This window comes from Planococcus sp. TJ-301 (assembly GCF_058268475.1).
In genome coordinates this window covers 1443980-1462620 of sequence record NZ_JBZDOH010000001.1, presented here as the reverse complement: position 1 = coordinate 1462620, position 18641 = coordinate 1443980, and the positions used below count along the sequence as shown (strand labels likewise).

The window sequence follows — 18641 nt, the reverse complement described above, 5'->3', positions numbered from 1 at the left end:
GAAGCGCTGAGCTTCTAGCCTTTTTTATGTGAAAGCAGTCGATACTCCACTCCCCTGAGCGAAATGCAATCTGATTATTGGATTGGGGAGTAGGTATATGCATTATCAAGCATTATTTTTCCGCTAACCGGAATTAGCCAGAACTTGTCCAGCATTAGACGAGATTCAGGGCGCACTAGCCGGAAGTTAACACACACGATCTCGATTTTATCCGGCATTAGCAGAAAAGAGATCTCTTTTCGATCAAAGTGCAAGAGCGGAATATCGAAGATGCCGCTCTACAAATCCAACTTTTTATCATAAACCCATTGCTATTTAACCAGAAAAACTGAGTTTCCCGACTAATTTTAAAATTTTTAATAAAAATATAAAAATTTCCAAAAAAAATTAAATAATTTACACTATATTAATAATAGATATTGTATTATGAATAGTAGGAAGAATGACCTTATTCGTAACAATGAGTCAAAAGGTCTAAGGTGTTAGCCTAAAAAATGAGTGGGATGGTGTAGGAATGCCGAAAAAGATTTTTACTTCAGTAATGGCGGCTGCGTTGACGTTAACAATTGTAGGGGTGCAGGAAACAACTGTGGAAGCAGCTACAGGTGATTTTAACCTAACAATCATGCACACGAACGACACGCACGCTAATCTGGATAACATTGCCAAAAGAGTAACTCTGGTAAATAAAGTCCGGGAAGAAAATCCGAATAACCTATTATTGGATGCAGGAGACGTTTTCTCTGGTACTCTTTATTTCAATGAGTACGAAGGACAAGCGGATCTACCTTTCATGAACTTGATGAAATACGATGCAATGACTTTCGGAAACCACGAATTTGACCTTGGCTCAAGTGCAAACGGACATGAATCGCTTTCGAAGTTCGTTTCGGGCGCTGAGTTTCCATTCGTATCAGCTAACGTTGATTTTTCAGCAGATGCTGATTTAGCACCTCTTGAAATCGACGGTTACACGGATGCAGCGGCAGATGGTGAGATTTATGAAGGCATCATCAAAGAGATTGATGGAGAAAGAGTCGGGATTTTCGGTTTGACTACTGAAGAAACAGCGACGATTTCAAGCGCAAACAGCGTAGTATTTACGGATTATATCGAATCTGCTAAAGATGCGGTAGCGGCTTTTGAAGCGCAGGACGTAGACAAAATCATCGCTTTGACGCATATCGGCTTTGATGACAATGCAAATGTCGACAACGATAAAGAATTAGCAAATGCCGTCCCGGCAATTGATGTTATTGTAGGCGGACACACACATAGCAAACTTGAAGAGCCAGTGAAAATTGGCAAAACTATCATTGTACAAGGCGAACAATACAATAACTTCTTAGGCAAACTGGATGTAACATTCGATGCAGCCGGAGAAGTGACAGCTTATGAGGGCGAATTGCTTCCAGTAGCTGCTGCAATTGAAGACCCAGAAGCAAAAGAATTATTAGCTCCCTATAAAGCCGCAATCGAAGAAGTGAAAAATGAAGAAATAGGTGTTGCTTTAGAAGACGGTTTGAACGGTGACCGTGCTTCTGTGCGAGTTGGCGAAACCGATCTTGGCAACTTGATCACGGATGGCATGTTGGCAGCGGCAAAGGAAATTGATCCTGAAACTACGATCGCTTTGACGAATGGCGGCGGAATTCGTGCATCACTTAATGCTGGCCCGATTACAAAAGGCGAAGTCCTTACGATGATGCCTTTCGGAAACTCGTTGGCAATTATGGAATTGACTGGCGCAGAACTTCGCGAAGCGTTAGAGCTAAGTGTTAAAGACTTCCCATTGCAAAGCGGAGGATTCCTTCATTTCTCAGGATTGTTCTATAATTACGATGCAAAAGCTCCTGTAGGAGACCGTGTTGCAACTGTGTTCACACAAGAAGCAGACGGCGGCTACGTGGATTTGGAAGATGCAGCAACTTATAAAGTAGCAACGAACACGTTCACTGCTAAAGGCGGCGACGGCTATGGCGTATTCAAAGAAGTTTATGAAGACGGCCGTGTACAAGAGCCGGGCAACGTCGACTACCAAATGTTCCTTAACCATGTCACTGCAACTAATGCAAATGAAGCAGGCGACGAAGACCGCATCAACCAAGTACGCTTTTCAGGCTTGGATCGCTACGAAACAGCTGTCGCTGTATCGAAAGAAGGATGGAGCTCGGCAGATACAGTTGTTATCGCACGCGGCGACCACTTCGCGGATGCATTGACGGCAACGCCATTGGCTTATCAGCAAGATGCACCGATTTTATTGACACGTTCAGGTAAATTGAGCGAAGCTGTAAAAGCTGAAATTGCCCGCCTTGGCGCAACAGAAGCGATTATTTTAGGCGGCACTGGAGCGGTTTCAACAAATGTTGAAGCGGAATTGGAAGCTGCTGGTGTAGGTACTTACCGTGTTGGTGGTAAGGATCGCTATGAAACAGCTGCAAATGTTGCATTTGAATTAGGCAACGATACAGGAGAAGCCGTAGTTGTCAGCGGCTTGAACTTCCCGGATGCTTTGTCCGCTAGTTCGTTTGCGGCTTTAAGCGAATTGCCAATCTTGTTGACTCGCCCTGACGCCATTCCTGCTGCAACACAAGCAGCTCTTAAAGATGTTACAAATACGTTGATCATTGGTGGCAAAGGAGCTGTTTCAACGAAAGTTGAAGGCCAATTGCCAGCAGCTGACCGCATCAGCGGCGTTGATCGCTATGCGACTTCAGCAGCAGTTGCAGAAGAGCTTTTCGCAGGATCGGCTGTAGGCTTTGCAGCTAACGGTGCCGGCTTTGCCGATGCATTAACAGGCAGCAATTACGCAGCAACTTACGAAGCTCCAATGCTTCTTGTTAAGACGGACTCTGTGACTCCAGCGATTGATGAGCTGGCTTTCACGTATAACACAATTTTCATTACAGGCGGTGCGTCAGTAGTATCACCTGCAGTCGTTAAGGAATTGCACCAAGACTAATAAAACACAGGGCTGCCGAGAATCTCTCGGCAGCCTTTTCTTTTGGAGTTTCCTGGTTAACAGGCAGTAGTTCGGCGATAACAAATGTTAGGTTTGGGTTATCATGCATTGCACGAGTTTCATCACCCAATGGCTGATATTTAACAGGGACTGTTTCGATTTTATCCGATATTAGCAAAACATCCATTCCCATAAACAGAAAACCCGGCTGTCCATTGGACGGCCGGGTTTTTGTATTAATAGGAATCGACGTCGGATTGGGACAAGTGCCAGTTGGCGATGTGTCCAGCGTCAACTTTGGTGGTGAATGATTTGACGATGAAAGGCATGGGACTGTTTAGGTGGTAAAAGCCGGCTTTTTTCAAAGCGGCATAGCGTTCGCTGTCTTTGACGGCCCAGATGTTCATGGCGTCGGCGGCAGAGTTTGCGCGGATGGAACGGATCATGGCGGCTAATTGCTCGCTGTCGTTCGGCCCCCAGATGTCGACGATGGTTTCGAACGACACACCGTTTTCAGCTGTTTCGGTGTGAAGCACCGCATAGCCGCGATCTTCGCCCGCAGCGTTCAGCGCAACGATTTGATAGTCTTTGCCGGGGTGGTCCATAAAGCGGCGTACGACGTAATCGCTTCCGCGTTTCGCGTGCAAGGGATAGGACGCGGCATGGCGTTCATATAGCTCATCAATGATGTGCAGGTCGGCTGCGCCGAGTGTCTTTAAGCTGTACGGGGTTTTCTTGCGGCGCAGCGTGCCGAACAGTCCATTGATCGGTTTTTTCAAAAATGACAGCGCGGAAATTTTAGCGCTGAGCAAGCTTCCGGGTTTATTGACGGCTAAAAACCTTGGGACGTTGCCGAGGTCGTCGGCTTTTGCGACAGACAGGAAAACGTCTTTCGCTTTAGGAGCGGGAAAGCCATACAAGATATCGATGTTTGCTGCCGCGCATTCTTCAAGCATGCGAAACACGATGTTTTTGTAGATGCCTTGCCCTTGGAAATCAGGGTCAACCATGATGTCGACGCGCTCTGCTAGCAAAAGTGTTTGGCCTTGGTGAAACGCATTGATTTGCAGGCAAGCGGCATGGCCGACGATCCGGCCCGCTTGTTCTGCGACAATGATAATGGCGGGAGGGGAAGAAAAGCGTTGAAACTTCCATTCCCATTCCGCGAAGCTGCGGCTTTTTCCAAAAACGCGTTCGTACAATGCATTGATGTTATCAGCGTCGCCTTCTTGGTAAAGGCGGATCATAAAGTACCACCGGTGATTTTTCCGAGGTCCTCCCGGCGCGAAGCAGCGGCCAGCAAGACAAAGAAAGAAAGTGTGAAAATATCCGATTCCCATAAGTTATAGACAAGGCCCATAAAGTAGGCGCCCAGCAAGAAGCTGATGGTAATGGTGTAAATATAGCTTTCTTTATGCTTTTTGAAGAAACGCACGAGTATCGATAACAGGAAGACCGCAAAAGCGATTACGCCCAGTACACCCGTTTGTACGATGATTTGAATGTATTGATTGTCTGAATAAAAGTTATGGCCGATTCCGTATTCCCGGTAAAGCGGAGACGAACTGGACAACGTGGTCGAATCGCCGAATGTGGCAAAGCCGGTACCGATGATCGGGTGATCCATAAACACTTCAAAGCCTTTTTTTACGATGAAGATCCGGCCGGAGCTTTGGCTGCCGGTGACGGTATCTTCACTGAATGTGCTGCCGATGCGGTCCGAGAATCCGGATTCGCCGCCAACATCGAATTGCTGGATGTTGCTGACTTTTTCAGCACCGATATCGGTGCTTTCAATGACGTTTGTCAGCAAGTTCATCGGCATAACAACAAATAGCAAAGCGAATGCGACGTATTTGACCATATCAAAGCCGATTTTCCATTTGCGTGTCATAAGGACGAATGCAATGGCAGCGATCAAGAAGCCGCCCCATGTGCCGCGGGAATACGTCAAGATCAAGATGCCGATGATCAAGACATTCAAAATCTCCATATAAAGCGGTTTGAATTCGCTGAGCTTTTGCTTAGCTGTGTAGAATAGGACGAACGCAAAAGCCAAGTAAATGCCCAAGACGTTCGGGTTGCCAAGCATTCCGTAGATACGGACGCGGTTTTTCGCTGACAACGCCATTGCCTGCCAGCTTTCCGGCAAGAATAAATTCCGGATTGACAGTTTTTCAGTGATCGCTTGAAGCAAGACCAAAATCGACGTCCAGATGAAAATCCACACTAAATTGACGAGGTCTTTGCGGCTGATTTGCAGGCGGTAGACAATGTAATACACCAAGTAGAAGATGGTGAACGAGCGCAATTGTTGGATGATGTTGACGATATTGATGCCTGTGATCAAAGCCGACACAGCCCCGATTGCCAAAAAGGCGAAAAACGCATATTCAAAAATTTTAAATTTAAAGAGGCTGGACAATGATTTGCGGTTCATCCAGAACACTTTGAACAAAGCACCGAAGACCAAAGCATCTGTAACAAACGACAGCCCCGGATTGTATTCGATGATAAAAACGCGGATCGGGATATAGACAAACAGCATAAGTATACCGTTTTTAGGGTTGTAGAATGAGTAAGCAAATAATAGGACAGTCAGCACGTAGCCGATCAAAGGGATTTGAGTATAGCCGATGAGCATGAATGCCACCAAAGACACCAGCCAAAACCATTTTTCATTTTCGTTCTTTATAAAGTTCATGATTTCCTCCAAATACGTAAATGATTAGCGGCTTTGGTAAAAAGCCTTTTTTAACTTGATGTTTTTGAAAATAGCCCACCACAGCGTAACCACGCGGTTTGCTTGTTTGAAATGCTTGCCGTAATCGCGATCTTGTTTTTTCAAATTGTCCGCAGCTTGTATAAACGCCTCGGGAACATTTTCCACAAAAGTTTCAACGTACTTGACGCGGGCATCGGACTGTAACGAAGTTTTGATGGCGGCCAGCGCCAAAAATCCGTCAAAGGCGATTACTTGCGATTTGAATGCCGTGGTTGCTTGTTTCTTCACTTCAAATTCAGCCGTAATGTCTATTATACAATTAATTTCCTCCGGAGGAACAGGGCAGTTAATCTCATATTCCCTAATTAAGGAAGGTTTATGTACCGAATTTTTCAAAGCATCTGCCACAAGGTGAGCGCTAAAGACATGATCGGGATGTGCGTCGATCAAACTCGGCACATAGACAGTTTCCGGTTTGACCGAATCGATCAGTTTTTTGAATTCATCGGAAGATTCGACTTGGTTCATCGCGCTGTCCGGGTATTCCATATAAATTATAGAAGAAAAGCCTAACAGGTCTTGAATCGACACCAGTTCGCTTTTGCGGATGTCAGCCAAACTTTGTCCGCTGCCGCTGGTGGTGTTGCTTTTATTGCCATCGGTGATGACCGCAATATAGACTTCAGTGCCGTTTGTGGCGTATTTCCGGATCGTCCCGCCAAGGCCGATGGTTTCATCGTCGATATGCGGTGCGAAAACCAGGACGCTGCGCGCCTGTTCGAGCGGCGTCACAGCTTTATCGGACTTGTAAAACTTTTTCAGCGATGCCTTGATGGCAGGCGCTAAAAGGGGAGTGGCGTTATTCATCAATGCCTGTTTCATAAAAGCGTAAACTCCTTATTTTTTCAATTTAGTCAAAAGAAAACGGGCAATGGCTGTGCGCAACGCCAAAATCGAAGCACCGTAGACAATCGCTCCGACAATCACGGTAATGGCGAAGCGGATATAAACATTGAAATCGCCGACCAGTAGATCCGTCAGCCACAGCGATGTCAGCATCAAGCCGGTCGCCGCGATAATTTTCGCCGCGTCTTTTAATAGGAAGGAAGTTTCAAGTTTGCCTTCTGTCCGGTTAAAGACAATCCAGTTCAGCGTGAAGTACACAAGCGCCATAACGGAGGATGCCAGTGGGATAGCCAAATACGAATCCATCAATTCGATGAACAGGAAGTTCAGTGCAACGTTCAGCGCAATGGAGAACAAACTGATGCGCAAAATGACGTGGCCTTTCTTCTTCGCGTAAAATGCTTTGTTCAAGATGTTCTGTAAACTGAAAAACAGCACGGATCCTAAGTATAGATGTCCGACAGCAGCCGTTGCTTGCGTAGCGTCCGCTGTAAAAGCGCCGCGTTCGTAAACGATTTGGATCAAGTCTTCCATGAGCCACATCATACCCGCAACCGCAGGCAGTAAAACAAGAAGCGTCAACATCAAGCCGTACTCGATGCTCTTTTTAAACCCCGCTTGGTTGTTTGTGGAAATAGCCTTGGCTAAAATCGGAAAGACAATCGTACCGATTGTCACGCCGATGATCGCTTGCGGGAAATGGACGATATTCTTCGCGTAGTTGATGTAGTTGATCGCTTCGCCGCTGAAACTGCCGGCGAAGATGTTATCGATCGTCAAGTTGACTTGTCCGACCATCACCGTAATCGCGACAGGGATAAAAATGATCGAGAACGGTTTGATCTCGCTCCAGTCAAGCCGCCCGATCACTTTATGGCTGTCTTTCGGAATAAACCAGAGGCGTTTAACGATATACGATAAAATGGATCCGGTTAAATAACCGAATGCCAGGGAATACGCACCAAAACGCTCTGCAAAGAATACAGCACCAAGGATTGTGCTGCCGATGACCAAAATTTGGGACACGACAGACAAGGAGAATTTATTCTCCGCATCGAGGTATGCTTCGTAAACTGCGTTCAACGAAACCATGAACACCGCAATAAAGAAAATGATCGACAAGCCGACGCTCAAGCTGATCGCTTCAGCATTCAATTCCGGGAACATGACAGGAAGCAAGAACGGGCTTGCCAAGACGCCAATTACCGAAACAACAAAGCCAAGCAGCACGGTGCCCCGGATAATCTGGGAAAAATGGTGATGTCCCTTGCCGTCAGCGAGCGCATGGATATAACTTGGCACAAAGGCATTCTTCATGCCGGTAGCAAAAAACAGGATAAATATATTCGGCAGCGTGAAAGCCGCAAAATAAGCCATTGCCTGATAAGAATCTCCGAAATAAAAAGCGATAATCATATCGCGCAGCAATCCGGATACTTTTAAGAATAAGGAAGCAATTACAAAAAGGATGCTGGTTATTGCAAGTTTTCTACCCACTACAAAATCCTACTTTCCAAATGATTTTCCAATTAATAGAACCCATAAGTTCTAATACACGGATTCTATCTTATCATGAATCTTTCTTTAATGACGTCTATTAAAGCAATAGGTTACGAAATGTTCACAACTATGTTAATGTAAGCGTTTTCAATATACTGGAAATCTGCCTGAAAAAATGGCAGTTCAAAAGATTCAGTTTATACCTTTATTTGTAACTAAGATAGTCTTAACGGGCAAATAAGTTAAACTTTTACAATACTTTAATAAATTATGCATCTTCAATCTTGTATACTTGCACTGTATGTTAATACTTTAATGGGGAGTGGAGCAATTTGACGAAAACCGCGTTAGGCAAGATTTTTTTGAGTCTTTTATTGGCCTTATCCGCAGCTTTGCCTTATATGGCAACTGCAAATGCCGCAGAACCGATTAGTGTGGCTGAAGCCATCGCAACAAATTCTGGTGCGGCAACGGTGAAAGGGTATATTGTCGGAGTAGCCGTTAGCGGCACAAACTACGACCAAGAAGCACCGTTTACCGGTGCTACAAACGTAGGATTGGCGGATTCCCCGGATGAAACCAATCCATCGAAAATCTTGCCGGTTCAGTTGCCTACGGGTTCTACCCGAGCAGGCATCAACTTGGTTGATAATCCTCAAAACTTCAAAGCGGAAGTAACAATTTCAGGAACACTTGGTGCATATTTCTCGGTACCGGGCCTGCGTTCTGCTAATGCATACACAATCTTGTCAAAAGGCGAAGCGCCGCCTGAACCAACTGCAGTCGACACGCTTGCTGAAGCACGCACAACACCAGGCGAACTGATCTCGGTTGAAGGCACTGTCACTACCGGAACTGGTTTCTGGGGCGGCAACGCGTTCTACGTCCAGGACGAAACTGCCGGCATTTATGTTTATACATCAAGCGCCACTGTAGCGCCTGGCGACAAAGTGCGCCTCGTGGGTAAGGTATCCGAGTACTCCGGCGAACTGCAATTCCAGCCGAATACAATAGAAGTTCTTTCTAAAAACAACGATTTGCCAGCCACGCAGACGATCACTCCTGCTGGCGTTAATGAAGACACACAAGGCGAATCCGTTGAACTTCGCAATGTCACGATCACTGGCCTTAAAGCAGTGAACGAATATGGTACGTTCGAATTCACGGCAACGCATGAAAACGGCGAAAAAGTCGTCATCCGCAACGATAACCGCAATGGCTTGACCTATGAGCGTTTCCTTCAGCAATACAAAGAAGGCGAAGGGGTCCACGTTAGTGGCATCGCTTCTAAATTCAACGATTCGTACCAAGTGAAAACGCTTGGCATCGAAAGCTTCGATTTGGTCAATAAACCAGCAGTTTATGCAGATGTCTTCCCAGGAGTCGTTTCTGAAGGTACAAAAATCACCCTTCAATCCGGCTGGGAAAATGCAGCAATCTATTACACGTTGGACGGCTCAACTCCAACCGCTGCAAGCACACCTTACACTGCACCGATCACTTTGACAGAAGATACGGCGATCAAAGCCATTGCAGTGGGCGCAGAAACGTCAGAAGCCTTCACATTTGAATACACAGTACTAAAAACAGCGGACTTGAAAATCCGTGACATCCAAGCGAAAAAGCATTTCACAAACTACGAAAACGTAGCGGTAAATGAAATCACAGGCGTCATCACGCATTTCTATAACGGCGCAAACTTTGTCATCCAAGATCCAAATGGCGACAGCGACTGGAAAACTTCTGAAGCCATCATCGTCAACCGCGCAAGCGCAAGCAGTTCATTCAAGGTCGGCGATGTGGTAACAGTTGCCGGAACAGTAGAAGAATGGTTTTATAAAGGCTATTCGGACATGAAAGAAAATGACCTGCCGCTGACGCGCATCCGTTCGACGGAAGTTGTGAAAGACGGTACGGCAGAACTTCCTGCACCATTGGTTATCGGCGAAGACGTGTTCCCGCCGACTCAAAACATCGACAATGACGGATTGACTTCATTCAATCCAGAAGAAGACGGCGTTGATTTCTGGGAATCCCTTGAATTGATGCGCGTTGGCGTAAGTGACGCACAAATCGTCGGACCGCAGGATTACGGCGAAGTCTTTGTCGTATCGAAAACCGCGACAAACAACACGTTCCACAAAATGGGCGGCATCCTTCTTGCTGAAGATGATTACAACCCAGAACGCATCACTGTAACAACTGGCGATAACGTTGTTGCCAAAGCAGGCGACACGTTCGCTGAAATGCCAGTCGGCGTTCTAGGCTATGGTTTCGGAAACTACCAGATCTGGACAAATCCGGCTGAACTTCCAGCAATCCTAGACGGTGGAACTAAACCGGAACAAACATGGATTGAAAACGCAGAAGATAAATTGACAGTCGCGGCTTATAACGTCGAGAATTTCTCAGCAGATCCAAGCCACACAAGCGAAGAAAAAGCAGCGCTTATCGGCGACTCATTTGTCAACGACTTGAACTCACCGGACATCATCACGATGGTCGAAGTACAAGACAACGATGGCCCAATTGCATCAGGAAACTCTGACGCAACGGCTAGCTATGAACGCATAATTAAAGAAATCCAAGAAGCGGGCGGACCAACTTATGCATGGACCGACATCGCACCAGAATACAACAAAGACGGCGGAGAGCCTAACGGAAACATTCGCGTCGGCTATTTATACAACCCAGAACGCGTAACACTTTCTGAAGGAACAAAAGGCACAGCAACACAAGATACGGAATGGGTAGAAGGCGAATTGTCATTAAACCCAGGACGCATCCAACCGTTCGCAATGCCAAACACGCGCAAGCCAGTAGCGGCGCAATTTGAATTCCAAGGTGAGCAAGTGGTTGTCATCGGCGCCCACTTGAACTCGAAAGGCGGAGACCAAGGCTTGTTCGGCCAAACGCAGCCTCCATTCCTTGGTTCGGTTGAAGAACGCATCAAATTGGCTACAGCAATCAACGAATTTGTTGCAGAAGGGCTTGCACAAGACCCTGACCTGAACGTCATCGTTGCAGGCGACATGAACGATTTCGAATTCACACCAGCTCTTGACGCCCTAAAAGGCGACATCTTAACGAATAAAGTCGAAGATGTGCCATTGGAAGACCGTTTCTCTTATTATTACCAAGGCAATTCACAAGTGCTTGACCACTTGTTGGTAACGAATAATTTGGCTGCCAATACCCAATTGGATATGGTCCACATCAACGCATTGTTCATGGAACAGCACGGACGTGCATCTGACCACGATCCATTATTGGCACAAATCACTTTCAAACAGCCAGCAGTTCCTGGCGAGCAAGAAGCGGATCCTGACTTGTCAGGTGACGAAGCTGTTATTACAGCTGGTGAATTCAACGAAGAAGGCGAATTAACGATTGAATTCTCTGAAGGCACGATCGCAGCATTGCTCGAAAGCGGCAAAGATCTATTGATCGACTTGCCGACTGCTGATTTGACTTTGTCAGCAGCTAACCTACAGCAAATCGCAGCAGCAGCTGGTGAAGGCTTTAATCTCGACTTCGCAGTTGAAGATGCGGCTACAGTAGACAGCCGCCCAGCATTGACGCAGCAAATCAACCTAGCCATCACAGACGCCGCAGGCAATGAAATTCCTGTCAAATTCGCGTCAAGTGTAGAACTGGCATTCGACACGGACAGCAGCATCAAAGTCCAATTCGGTGCACGCGAAGACGCACAAGGCAAATGGAAAATCATCCAAGGCGAATTGAACGGCTCAACGTTCACGTTAAGCATCAACGAACTGGGCAATTACACAGTCGTCACGAACAAAGGACAAGCGAAGAAATAACAGCCTGTAGAAAGATCCGAAGCGCCGACGCGCTTCGGATCTTTTTTTGGGTTGTGAAGGATTTGTTGGTTGAAAGGGGTTTCTGCCCCGTTAACATGATCTAGCAAGAGGTTAACAAGAAGTGCTGTAGATTCAACATGAACTAGTGAGACGTTAACATGAACTGTCTGGAGCTTAACCGGCACTAGCGGTGGAGAGTCTCTCTATGATCCAAGTTCAAGCTCGTAAATAGAAAAGCATTTCGCCCAGGCGAAATGCATCCATCTTCAATTTAAGGAATGAGAAATCATAATGTAATCGTTTTTCCACCAGCATTATCAGTGGATAGCAAGAGTTTAACCCGTGTTGCTGGAATTTTATCTTTTGTTTGCTAAGAAGTGTTTTTTTAAAACAGATTCACCCCTAAAAACTGTGCGTTTTCTGCATTTCCAACAGAAAAAGCCGCCAAACGGTGCATTTATAGCTTCTTTTTGCGCATCTTTACGCCCGAAAGCGGAACTTTTCGCCTCGGCTTGCTATAATGGAAAGAACATCGCGGCAAAGTGAAACCATTCGCATTGCGGCTCGTCTATTTAGAGGACATGAAAAGGGAAGTGACAGATTTTATGAATAAACGCATCGACCATAGAAAGCAAGATCAAAGCTCGAAACGCCGCATTTGGACAGCGGTTTTATCGGTATTGCTGCTGTTTGGCATTGTGGGAGGCAGCTACGCATTAATTGAAAAGGAAGAGCCAGCTGATCTGCAGATGAAAGACGAATCTTTCACAGACAAAAATTACGCAGGCTTCGATACGAAAGCAGAAGAAATTGAAGTGCCGGCAGAAGAAGCACCGCCAGCTGAAGGCACCGTCGAAGACGCAAGGGAAGACGAACCTGCTCAAGAAGAGCCTGTTGAAGAAATCGTCGTGGCGGAACCGAAGCCTGAACCGAAGCCTGAACCAGAGCCAACAGTAGAACCGGTTGAAGTATCGGTCGAAGCACCTGAAAAAGACCTTGACCAAATGATTGCCAACGCCCAAACACATGTCTATACGCTTTATACGGACCTGGAGCAGGGCTCAGGCTTTCTTTACAACGACAAAGGGGATATCTTGACCAACGCCCATGTCGTCAAAGATGCGTCGTATGTGATGCTGAAAAACAGCAACGGCCAGGAATTCAATGGCCAAGTCATCGGCATCTCTGAAACGACTGACATTGCGTTAGTGCGCGTCAAAGAATTGGCCGGTAAACAGCCAATGCCGATGGCTGCAGAAGAAGCCGCTGTCGGAACGAAAGTAGTCGCAATCGGCAGCCCGGAAGACCAAGCGAATACAGCCACTGAAGGTGAAATCACTGCAGTCGGCAAGAGCTTTTCATCCGATTACGAATACAGCGGCCTTTACGAAATGACAGCAATCTTGCAAAAAGGCTCCAGCGGCGGACCGCTGATCAATGCCGAAACAGAAAGCATCATCGGCATCAACTCGATCATCCTCGAAGAGACGCCGGAACTCGGCTACGCCATCCCGATCCAGAGCGTCGCCGGCCAGTTGGCTGAATGGGTCAGCAAGCCGATTGAATACGCAGAAGAAGACGTCGTCTTGCAGGACGTCAAGGACGCCTATTTCGATGAAGCCCTCCTGACAAGCTTTATCGAAGGCTATTACGAATTGCTGCCATATTCATTGAATGATCCGGAAATGAATTATTACGAAGCGTACCTGCTGCCCGGCAGCGACGCAGCAACGCAAGGCAAAAAGCAAGTGGACGAATTGAGAAGTGCAACACGGACATTCGATGCCATCAAACCCACCATTGCCAGCGTCAAAATCAATGAAAAAGACGCCGCCATCGAAGCGTCAGCCGACTTTGTCTACCATGACACCGAAAGCGGCGAAACCCTGAAAGAAACCCGCCGCTCCGTCTTCACCGTCGTCATCGACGAATACGGCGACTACCAAATCAAAAACATGAAAAACGAATAACCCGAACACGCCCGGCAGCTGCCGAGCGTGTTTTTTTTGAGCTTAATTTAAGCTTTATCCTATTAACCCTTACTAATTTCGAGTTAACATGACCTAGCTTGGCGTTAACATGAAGTACGTGAGAGTTAACATGACCTAGCAGGACGTTAACATCAACTGTTAAGAAGTTAACCGGCACTAGCGGTTGGAGCATCGTATAAGAAGAGAATGTAAATCTAAAAGAATCATACCAAGAGCCGAGTTCAAGAACCCAAATGGAAAAGCCGTTCGCATGAGCGAACGGCTCCTTCTCTAGCACTTGCGCATTTCACCTCGGTGAAATGCATGCATCTATGGTTTGGATAGAAGGTTCTCGCGTTAACATGAACTAAATCGGCGTTAACATGACCTAGCAAGAAGTTAACAAGAAGTGCGGAAGATTCAACATGACCTTGCGTGACGTTAACATGAACTGTTAGCGTTTAACCGGCACTAGGCGAAGAGGCTCTCTCCAAGATTTAAAGTTCAAGAGCGGAAATGGAAAAGTCTAACGCAGCTGGCCGCCGCGTAAGGCTCCTTTTCGTGCACGTACGCATTTCGCCAAGGCGAAATGCATCTCTCTATAGGGAGATGAGAAAAGGTTCTCTCGTTAACCAGTACTAGTGGTCTCACGGAATATCATTATTCATATAGAAGAAACCCATCACAAATAAAAAGACTTTCTTCTATATAAAAGAACACACTCCAAGCAACAAAAAAGAGCCTCCATAAAGGAGGCTCTTGAAAATTCTTATTTAAGACGCTTGTAGCTGTGGAATTTATCTCCCCAGTATGGTGCATTTACGCTTAGGACTTCAGCTTTCGATCCACCCGAGTGAACCCATTGGCCATTGCCGATGTAAATGCCGACGTGAGAGATGCCTGGGCGGTATGTGTTAGCGAAGAAGATCAAATCTCCTGGCTGTGGGCTTGAAACAGTTACTGAATCAGCGAACTGGCCAAGTGTTGTGCGTGAAATGCTTTTGCCTGCTTGTTTGAAAGCGTATTGCGTGAATCCACTGCAATCGAATCCTGCAGTTGTTGTGCCGCCGAAACGGTAAGGTGTTCCTTTAAGTGACAAGCCGACTGAAACGGCTTTAGAAGTTACAGTTGAGTTTGAAGCTTTAACAACAGTTGGTTTTTTAGCTGTTGCTTTTTTAGTTGAAGTCAACAATGTGCTAAGAACCCAGCCGTGTTTGCCGCTGACTTTAACTTTGATCCAAGTTTGTTTGCCAACTTTTTTCTGGTGAGTAGCTGTTGCAGTTGCGCCTTTTTTAGCGACTTTCAACACTTTGAATTTCGTGCCAGCGTCAGCGCGGACATTCGTGTTGTATTTCATTTTATAAGTACCGGATTTTGCAGTTGCTTTCGCTGCTGCGACTTCCACCACTTCGTTTACTTCGATAGTTTCTAATGTTTGAACAGCCTCATAAGCTGTAGTAATTGTGTTGTTTTCAGATGTGAACGCTGCTTGTGCGTCAGTAGCAGAGTTAGTGAATACCAATGAACTAGCTGCAAGAAGTGTGAAGACTAATTTTTTCATTTGTTTTTCCCCTAACGTTTTATATTATCGAACAATAAGTTTGTCTGTTTATCAATCTGTTATTTACTATAGATGTTGGGTCATATAATAACAACGTCATTTCGATTGCAGTTATATTACAGTTGTATAACAAAAATATTTTATGCAAATAAACCCAGTCGTATCAACGTTTTCAGCTTCCATCTTTTTTGCGAAAAAATGTTTAAAAACCAGAAAAAATGGGTTTTAGCCTGTTTTTTACGTAATTATTACATGAATTTCAGTCATTAATTTCCAAAGAGCAGTGATGAAAATTACGCTTTTCGTAATAAATGCCAGAGAAAAGTTCGCTGGCCAATGCAACTGGATCGCGATAAATACTGTACAAATATTATATAAAACTAAGATAATTACGATTATTCAGAATTAATTCGGAAACAGAAACATTTATCTCGAATTAATATATTTTTGATATATTGGATAAAATACTATTCTGAAAAATGTATATACTAAAACAAAATAATAATACCGCTTTTTTTAGGTGAAAAGAATCCGCGTGTTAGCTCTTTTTGACATTTATCCCTTTCTAACTTACCCTGATAACAATCAGAATTTTATAGATATTTGATCTTTAAAGGAGGTTGCGCGATGAAAAAGATATTATCCATAGATGGTGGAGGGGTAAGGGGGATCATACCTTCAGTGGTGCTCGCCGATATCGAAAAACGCACCGGCAAGCCGATTTCCGAACTATTCGATTTGATCGCTGGCACATCAGTGGGCGGCATGCTGGCGTTAGGTCTCGCCGTACCGAAAAATCCGCAAGGCCAAGATCCCACTCCCAAATACAGCGCGAAAGAACTCGGCGAATCATTGAAACGCGACTTGCCGACGATTTTCAAGCGGCCGTTTCTGTTGAATTTGCCCCTTGGGCAATTCCTTTACCGGCGATACAGCCAGCGCGGCATCGAAAGCGTGCTGGAAAATTATTTCGGGGAAGCACGCTTAGCGGATGCATTGGCAGATGTCCTCATTCCGAGCTACGAAATCGAATTCCGCAGCCCGGAGTTCTTCCGCAGTCCGCATTCGAGGCTAGCGGAAGTGCCCAAAACTTCGAAAGAGCTCCACGACGATACCCCGCCGCATAAAAACATTTATATGAAGGAAGCTGCCCGTGCATCTTCCGCAGCACCGACTTATTTTGTGCCGAAAAAAATCCCTTCGCTGCCGGGATACGCTTTTATCGATGGCGGCGTCTTCGCCAATAACCCGGCAATGTGCGCTTATGCCGAAGCCAAAGCGATTTACGCAGATGAAGAAGAATTCCTCGTCGTCTCACTCGGCACCGGGGCTTCACATGCCACGATAAAAGAAAGGGACGCTTCGAAATGGGGCCACATCGGCTGGGCACGCCCGATGCTCGACATTATGATGGACGGCAATAGCGACACCGTCGATTACCAGCTGCGCCAAGTCGTGCCGCACGTCAACGGGCGCAGGCGCTATTTCCGCTTCCAGGCGCAGCTTGACGGGGCCGGCACGGAGAAACTCGACAACACCGATCCGTTCAACCTCGACAAGCTCGAAGCGCTCGGCATCGACCTCATTAAAGACCCCGTTCACCACAAATTGCTCGACGAACTATGCGAATGCCTGCTGCACGGGTGAGTTTACCCTGCAGCAAAGCAGGGCATGGAGTAATAACAATGGAACACGGATGAAATGAATGAATGGAGGGGGCAAGACGATGGCGCAACGCTATGAATACATGGACTGGCTGCGCGTATTGGCGATTTTCACCGTCGTGGGCATACATGTCTTGTCAAAAATCATCAACGCCGAACCGCCGGGCGAATGGGAATGGAAACTCGCAAATGCCATCGACTCCGCCACACGCTGGTGTGTGCCGGTGTTTTTCATGCTGAGCGGCGCATTGCTCTTGACGAAAAAGCCGGATGAACCGGTATGGAGTTTTCTGAAAAAACGCCTCGCGAAAGCATTTATTCCGTTGCTGTTCTGGAGCGGCATTTACTTGCTGTACCGCATTTTTGAGCAAGGCCGCAGCTATACCGCTGGGGAAGCCATCACCTTGTTCCTGACCGACGATGTCTATTTTCATCTCTGGTTCTTGTATACAATCATTGGCCTGTATTTGATGGCGCCGTTCCTGCGCATTCTCGTTGACCGCATGACGCAACAGACATTCCAGTATTTCCTTGGTTTCTGGTTTCTCTTCACCGTCCTGATGCCGTTCATCAACCGCTTTCTTGGCTTCGACGTCGCATTCAAAGCCGGTCTGTTCGAGCCGTATATCGGCTACTTCATGCTCGGCGCCTACCTGTTTCTTTATCCAATCCCGAAGAAATACTTGTCCCATCTCGGCGCCTTCGCCTTATTCGGCTACTTTGGCACCTATATCGGCACCGAAGGCCTGAGCGAATACAAAGGCGAACTCGACGAATTCTTCTATGAACATTACCGGCCAAATTCGCTCGCCGTCACGCTATTCGTCTTCACCCTCTTTCAACATTTGGAAGGTCGCCTGAAAGCGAGCAAACTCATCACCCGGATCAGTGCCGCCACACTCGGCATCTACGTCATTCATCCGCTCATCCAATTTTATCTCGACAAATACCTGTCCATAAGCCCGACAATGTTCCACCCGGCATTAGCCATCCCCATTACCTGGATCATCATTTTCATCCTGGCCTATGTCATTATCCGCATTCTGCAGAAGTTGCCCGGCATTAAACACCTCGTGCCTTAGACCAAGCATGAGCAGAATAAAACCATTCAGGAGCCCTTCGCCCAAGCGAAGGGCTTTTCCAATTCATCCTTTGAACTTAGTTCGAGGTAAGAAGCTCCAATCTCAATTCCATCAACAAAACATATCTATATAGAAGAAACTCTCATTTTTAAAACTTGTATCATTCATTTCGCTTAGAGATCCCACACAAAACAATTAATTTTTTTCTTTTTGACGCAAGAGCGTATCCAGCGCAGGCGCGAACACGAGCTAGGCGAAGCAGAAAGACAGGCGATTTTTGCCTGGCTTTTTGCTTTAGGCATGCCCAGAGCGTCCGAAGCGGTATTTTATCAGATATTTAACAAGAAAATTTCCCGGGAAATAATCTACACCAATAACCATCACATAAATAAAATAATAATTTTCTCGTGAATTACCATTATTTTCAACAAAATATATCAAAAA

11 protein-coding genes are annotated in these 18641 nt (G+C 46.2%); 5 read left to right on the top strand and 6 right to left on the bottom strand.

Annotated features, from left to right (window positions below; translation table 11 throughout):
* Positions 1-514: 514 nt before the first annotated feature.
* Entirely contained in the window at positions 515-2965 is a 2451-nt protein-coding gene (locus AC4EHJ_RS07240; RefSeq protein ID WP_490974890.1) for a cell wall-binding repeat-containing protein, read from the top strand.
* Here the strand turns inward: AC4EHJ_RS07240 and AC4EHJ_RS07235 are convergent.
* From AC4EHJ_RS07235 to murJ, 5 genes are read right to left on the bottom strand one after another with little or no spacing between them, the layout of a single operon-like run.
* On the bottom strand, positions 2943-3158 hold the full coding sequence (locus AC4EHJ_RS07235; protein ID WP_490974889.1) for a hypothetical protein: 216 nt from the start codon (positions 3156-3158) through the stop codon (positions 2943-2945). The two genes, AC4EHJ_RS07240 and AC4EHJ_RS07235, sit on opposite strands and share 23 nt — an antisense overlap.
* A gap of 43 nt (positions 3159-3201) precedes the next feature.
* Entirely contained in the window at positions 3202-4212 is a 1011-nt protein-coding gene (locus tag AC4EHJ_RS07230) for a GNAT family N-acetyltransferase (protein WP_490974888.1), read from the bottom strand.
* Positions 4209-5669 carry an O-antigen ligase family protein gene (locus tag AC4EHJ_RS07225; protein ID WP_490974887.1) on the bottom strand — a complete coding sequence of 487 codons (1461 nt, stop codon included), beginning with the start codon at positions 5667-5669 and terminating at the stop codon, positions 4209-4211. Before AC4EHJ_RS07225 ends, AC4EHJ_RS07230 begins: the two co-directional genes overlap by 4 nt.
* Before the next feature lie 24 nt (positions 5670-5693).
* The gene (locus AC4EHJ_RS07220) at positions 5694-6572 is read right to left on the bottom strand and encodes a PIG-L deacetylase family protein (RefSeq protein ID WP_490974886.1); all 879 of its coding nucleotides are present in this window, start codon (positions 6570-6572) and stop codon (positions 5694-5696) included.
* Positions 6573-6587: 15 nt separating this feature from the next.
* Entirely contained in the window at positions 6588-8093 is a 1506-nt protein-coding gene (gene murJ, locus AC4EHJ_RS07215; RefSeq protein WP_490974885.1) for a murein biosynthesis integral membrane protein MurJ, read from the bottom strand.
* A gap of 335 nt (positions 8094-8428) precedes the next feature.
* Between murJ and AC4EHJ_RS07210 the strand changes: the two genes are divergently transcribed.
* Both AC4EHJ_RS07210 and AC4EHJ_RS07205 read left to right on the top strand, forming a co-directional pair.
* Positions 8429-11920 carry a DUF8508 domain-containing protein gene (locus AC4EHJ_RS07210; protein WP_490974884.1) on the top strand — a complete coding sequence of 1164 codons (3492 nt, stop codon included), beginning with the start codon at positions 8429-8431 and terminating at the stop codon, positions 11918-11920.
* 542 nt (positions 11921-12462) lie between these two features.
* Complete coding sequence (locus AC4EHJ_RS07205) at positions 12463-13890, top strand: S1C family serine protease (RefSeq protein WP_490974883.1); 1428 nt, start codon at positions 12463-12465, stop codon at positions 13888-13890.
* A 769-nt stretch (positions 13891-14659) separates the two neighbouring features.
* Here the strand turns inward: AC4EHJ_RS07205 and AC4EHJ_RS07200 are convergent.
* Positions 14660-15451, bottom strand: a complete 792-nt coding sequence (locus tag AC4EHJ_RS07200) for a C40 family peptidase (RefSeq protein ID WP_490974882.1) — start codon at positions 15449-15451, stop codon at positions 14660-14662.
* A gap of 627 nt (positions 15452-16078) precedes the next feature.
* On the opposite strand from AC4EHJ_RS07200, the gene AC4EHJ_RS07195 reads away from it, so the two are divergent.
* Positions 16079-17098, top strand: coding sequence for a patatin-like phospholipase family protein (locus AC4EHJ_RS07195; RefSeq protein WP_490974881.1), 1020 nt, complete (start codon positions 16079-16081; stop codon positions 17096-17098).
* A gap of 79 nt (positions 17099-17177) precedes the next feature.
* A complete protein-coding gene (locus tag AC4EHJ_RS07190; protein ID WP_490974880.1) occupies positions 17178-18197 on the top strand; it encodes an acyltransferase in 1020 nt (339 codons plus the stop codon).
* Positions 18198-18641 lie beyond the last annotated feature (444 nt).

What these genes read in the sequence shown, in the direction of transcription:
- AC4EHJ_RS07240 (WP_490974890.1), top strand. Translation starts at nt 515, where the DNA reads ATGCCGAAAAAGATTTTTACTTCAGTAATGGCGGCTGCGTTGACGTTA.
- AC4EHJ_RS07235 (WP_490974889.1), bottom strand. Translation starts at nt 3,158, where the DNA reads ATGGGAATGGATGTTTTGCTAATATCGGATAAAATCGAAACAGTCCCT.
- AC4EHJ_RS07230 (WP_490974888.1), bottom strand. Translation starts at nt 4,212, where the DNA reads ATGATCCGCCTTTACCAAGAAGGCGACGCTGATAACATCAATGCATTG.
- AC4EHJ_RS07225 (WP_490974887.1), bottom strand. Translation starts at nt 5,669, where the DNA reads ATGAACTTTATAAAGAACGAAAATGAAAAATGGTTTTGGCTGGTGTCT.
- AC4EHJ_RS07220 (WP_490974886.1), bottom strand. Translation starts at nt 6,572, where the DNA reads ATGAAACAGGCATTGATGAATAACGCCACTCCCCTTTTAGCGCCTGCC.
- AC4EHJ_RS07200 (WP_490974882.1), bottom strand. Translation starts at nt 15,451, where the DNA reads ATGAAAAAATTAGTCTTCACACTTCTTGCAGCTAGTTCATTGGTATTC.
- AC4EHJ_RS07195 (WP_490974881.1), top strand. Translation starts at nt 16,079, where the DNA reads ATGAAAAAGATATTATCCATAGATGGTGGAGGGGTAAGGGGGATCATA.
- AC4EHJ_RS07190 (WP_490974880.1), top strand. Translation starts at nt 17,178, where the DNA reads ATGGCGCAACGCTATGAATACATGGACTGGCTGCGCGTATTGGCGATT.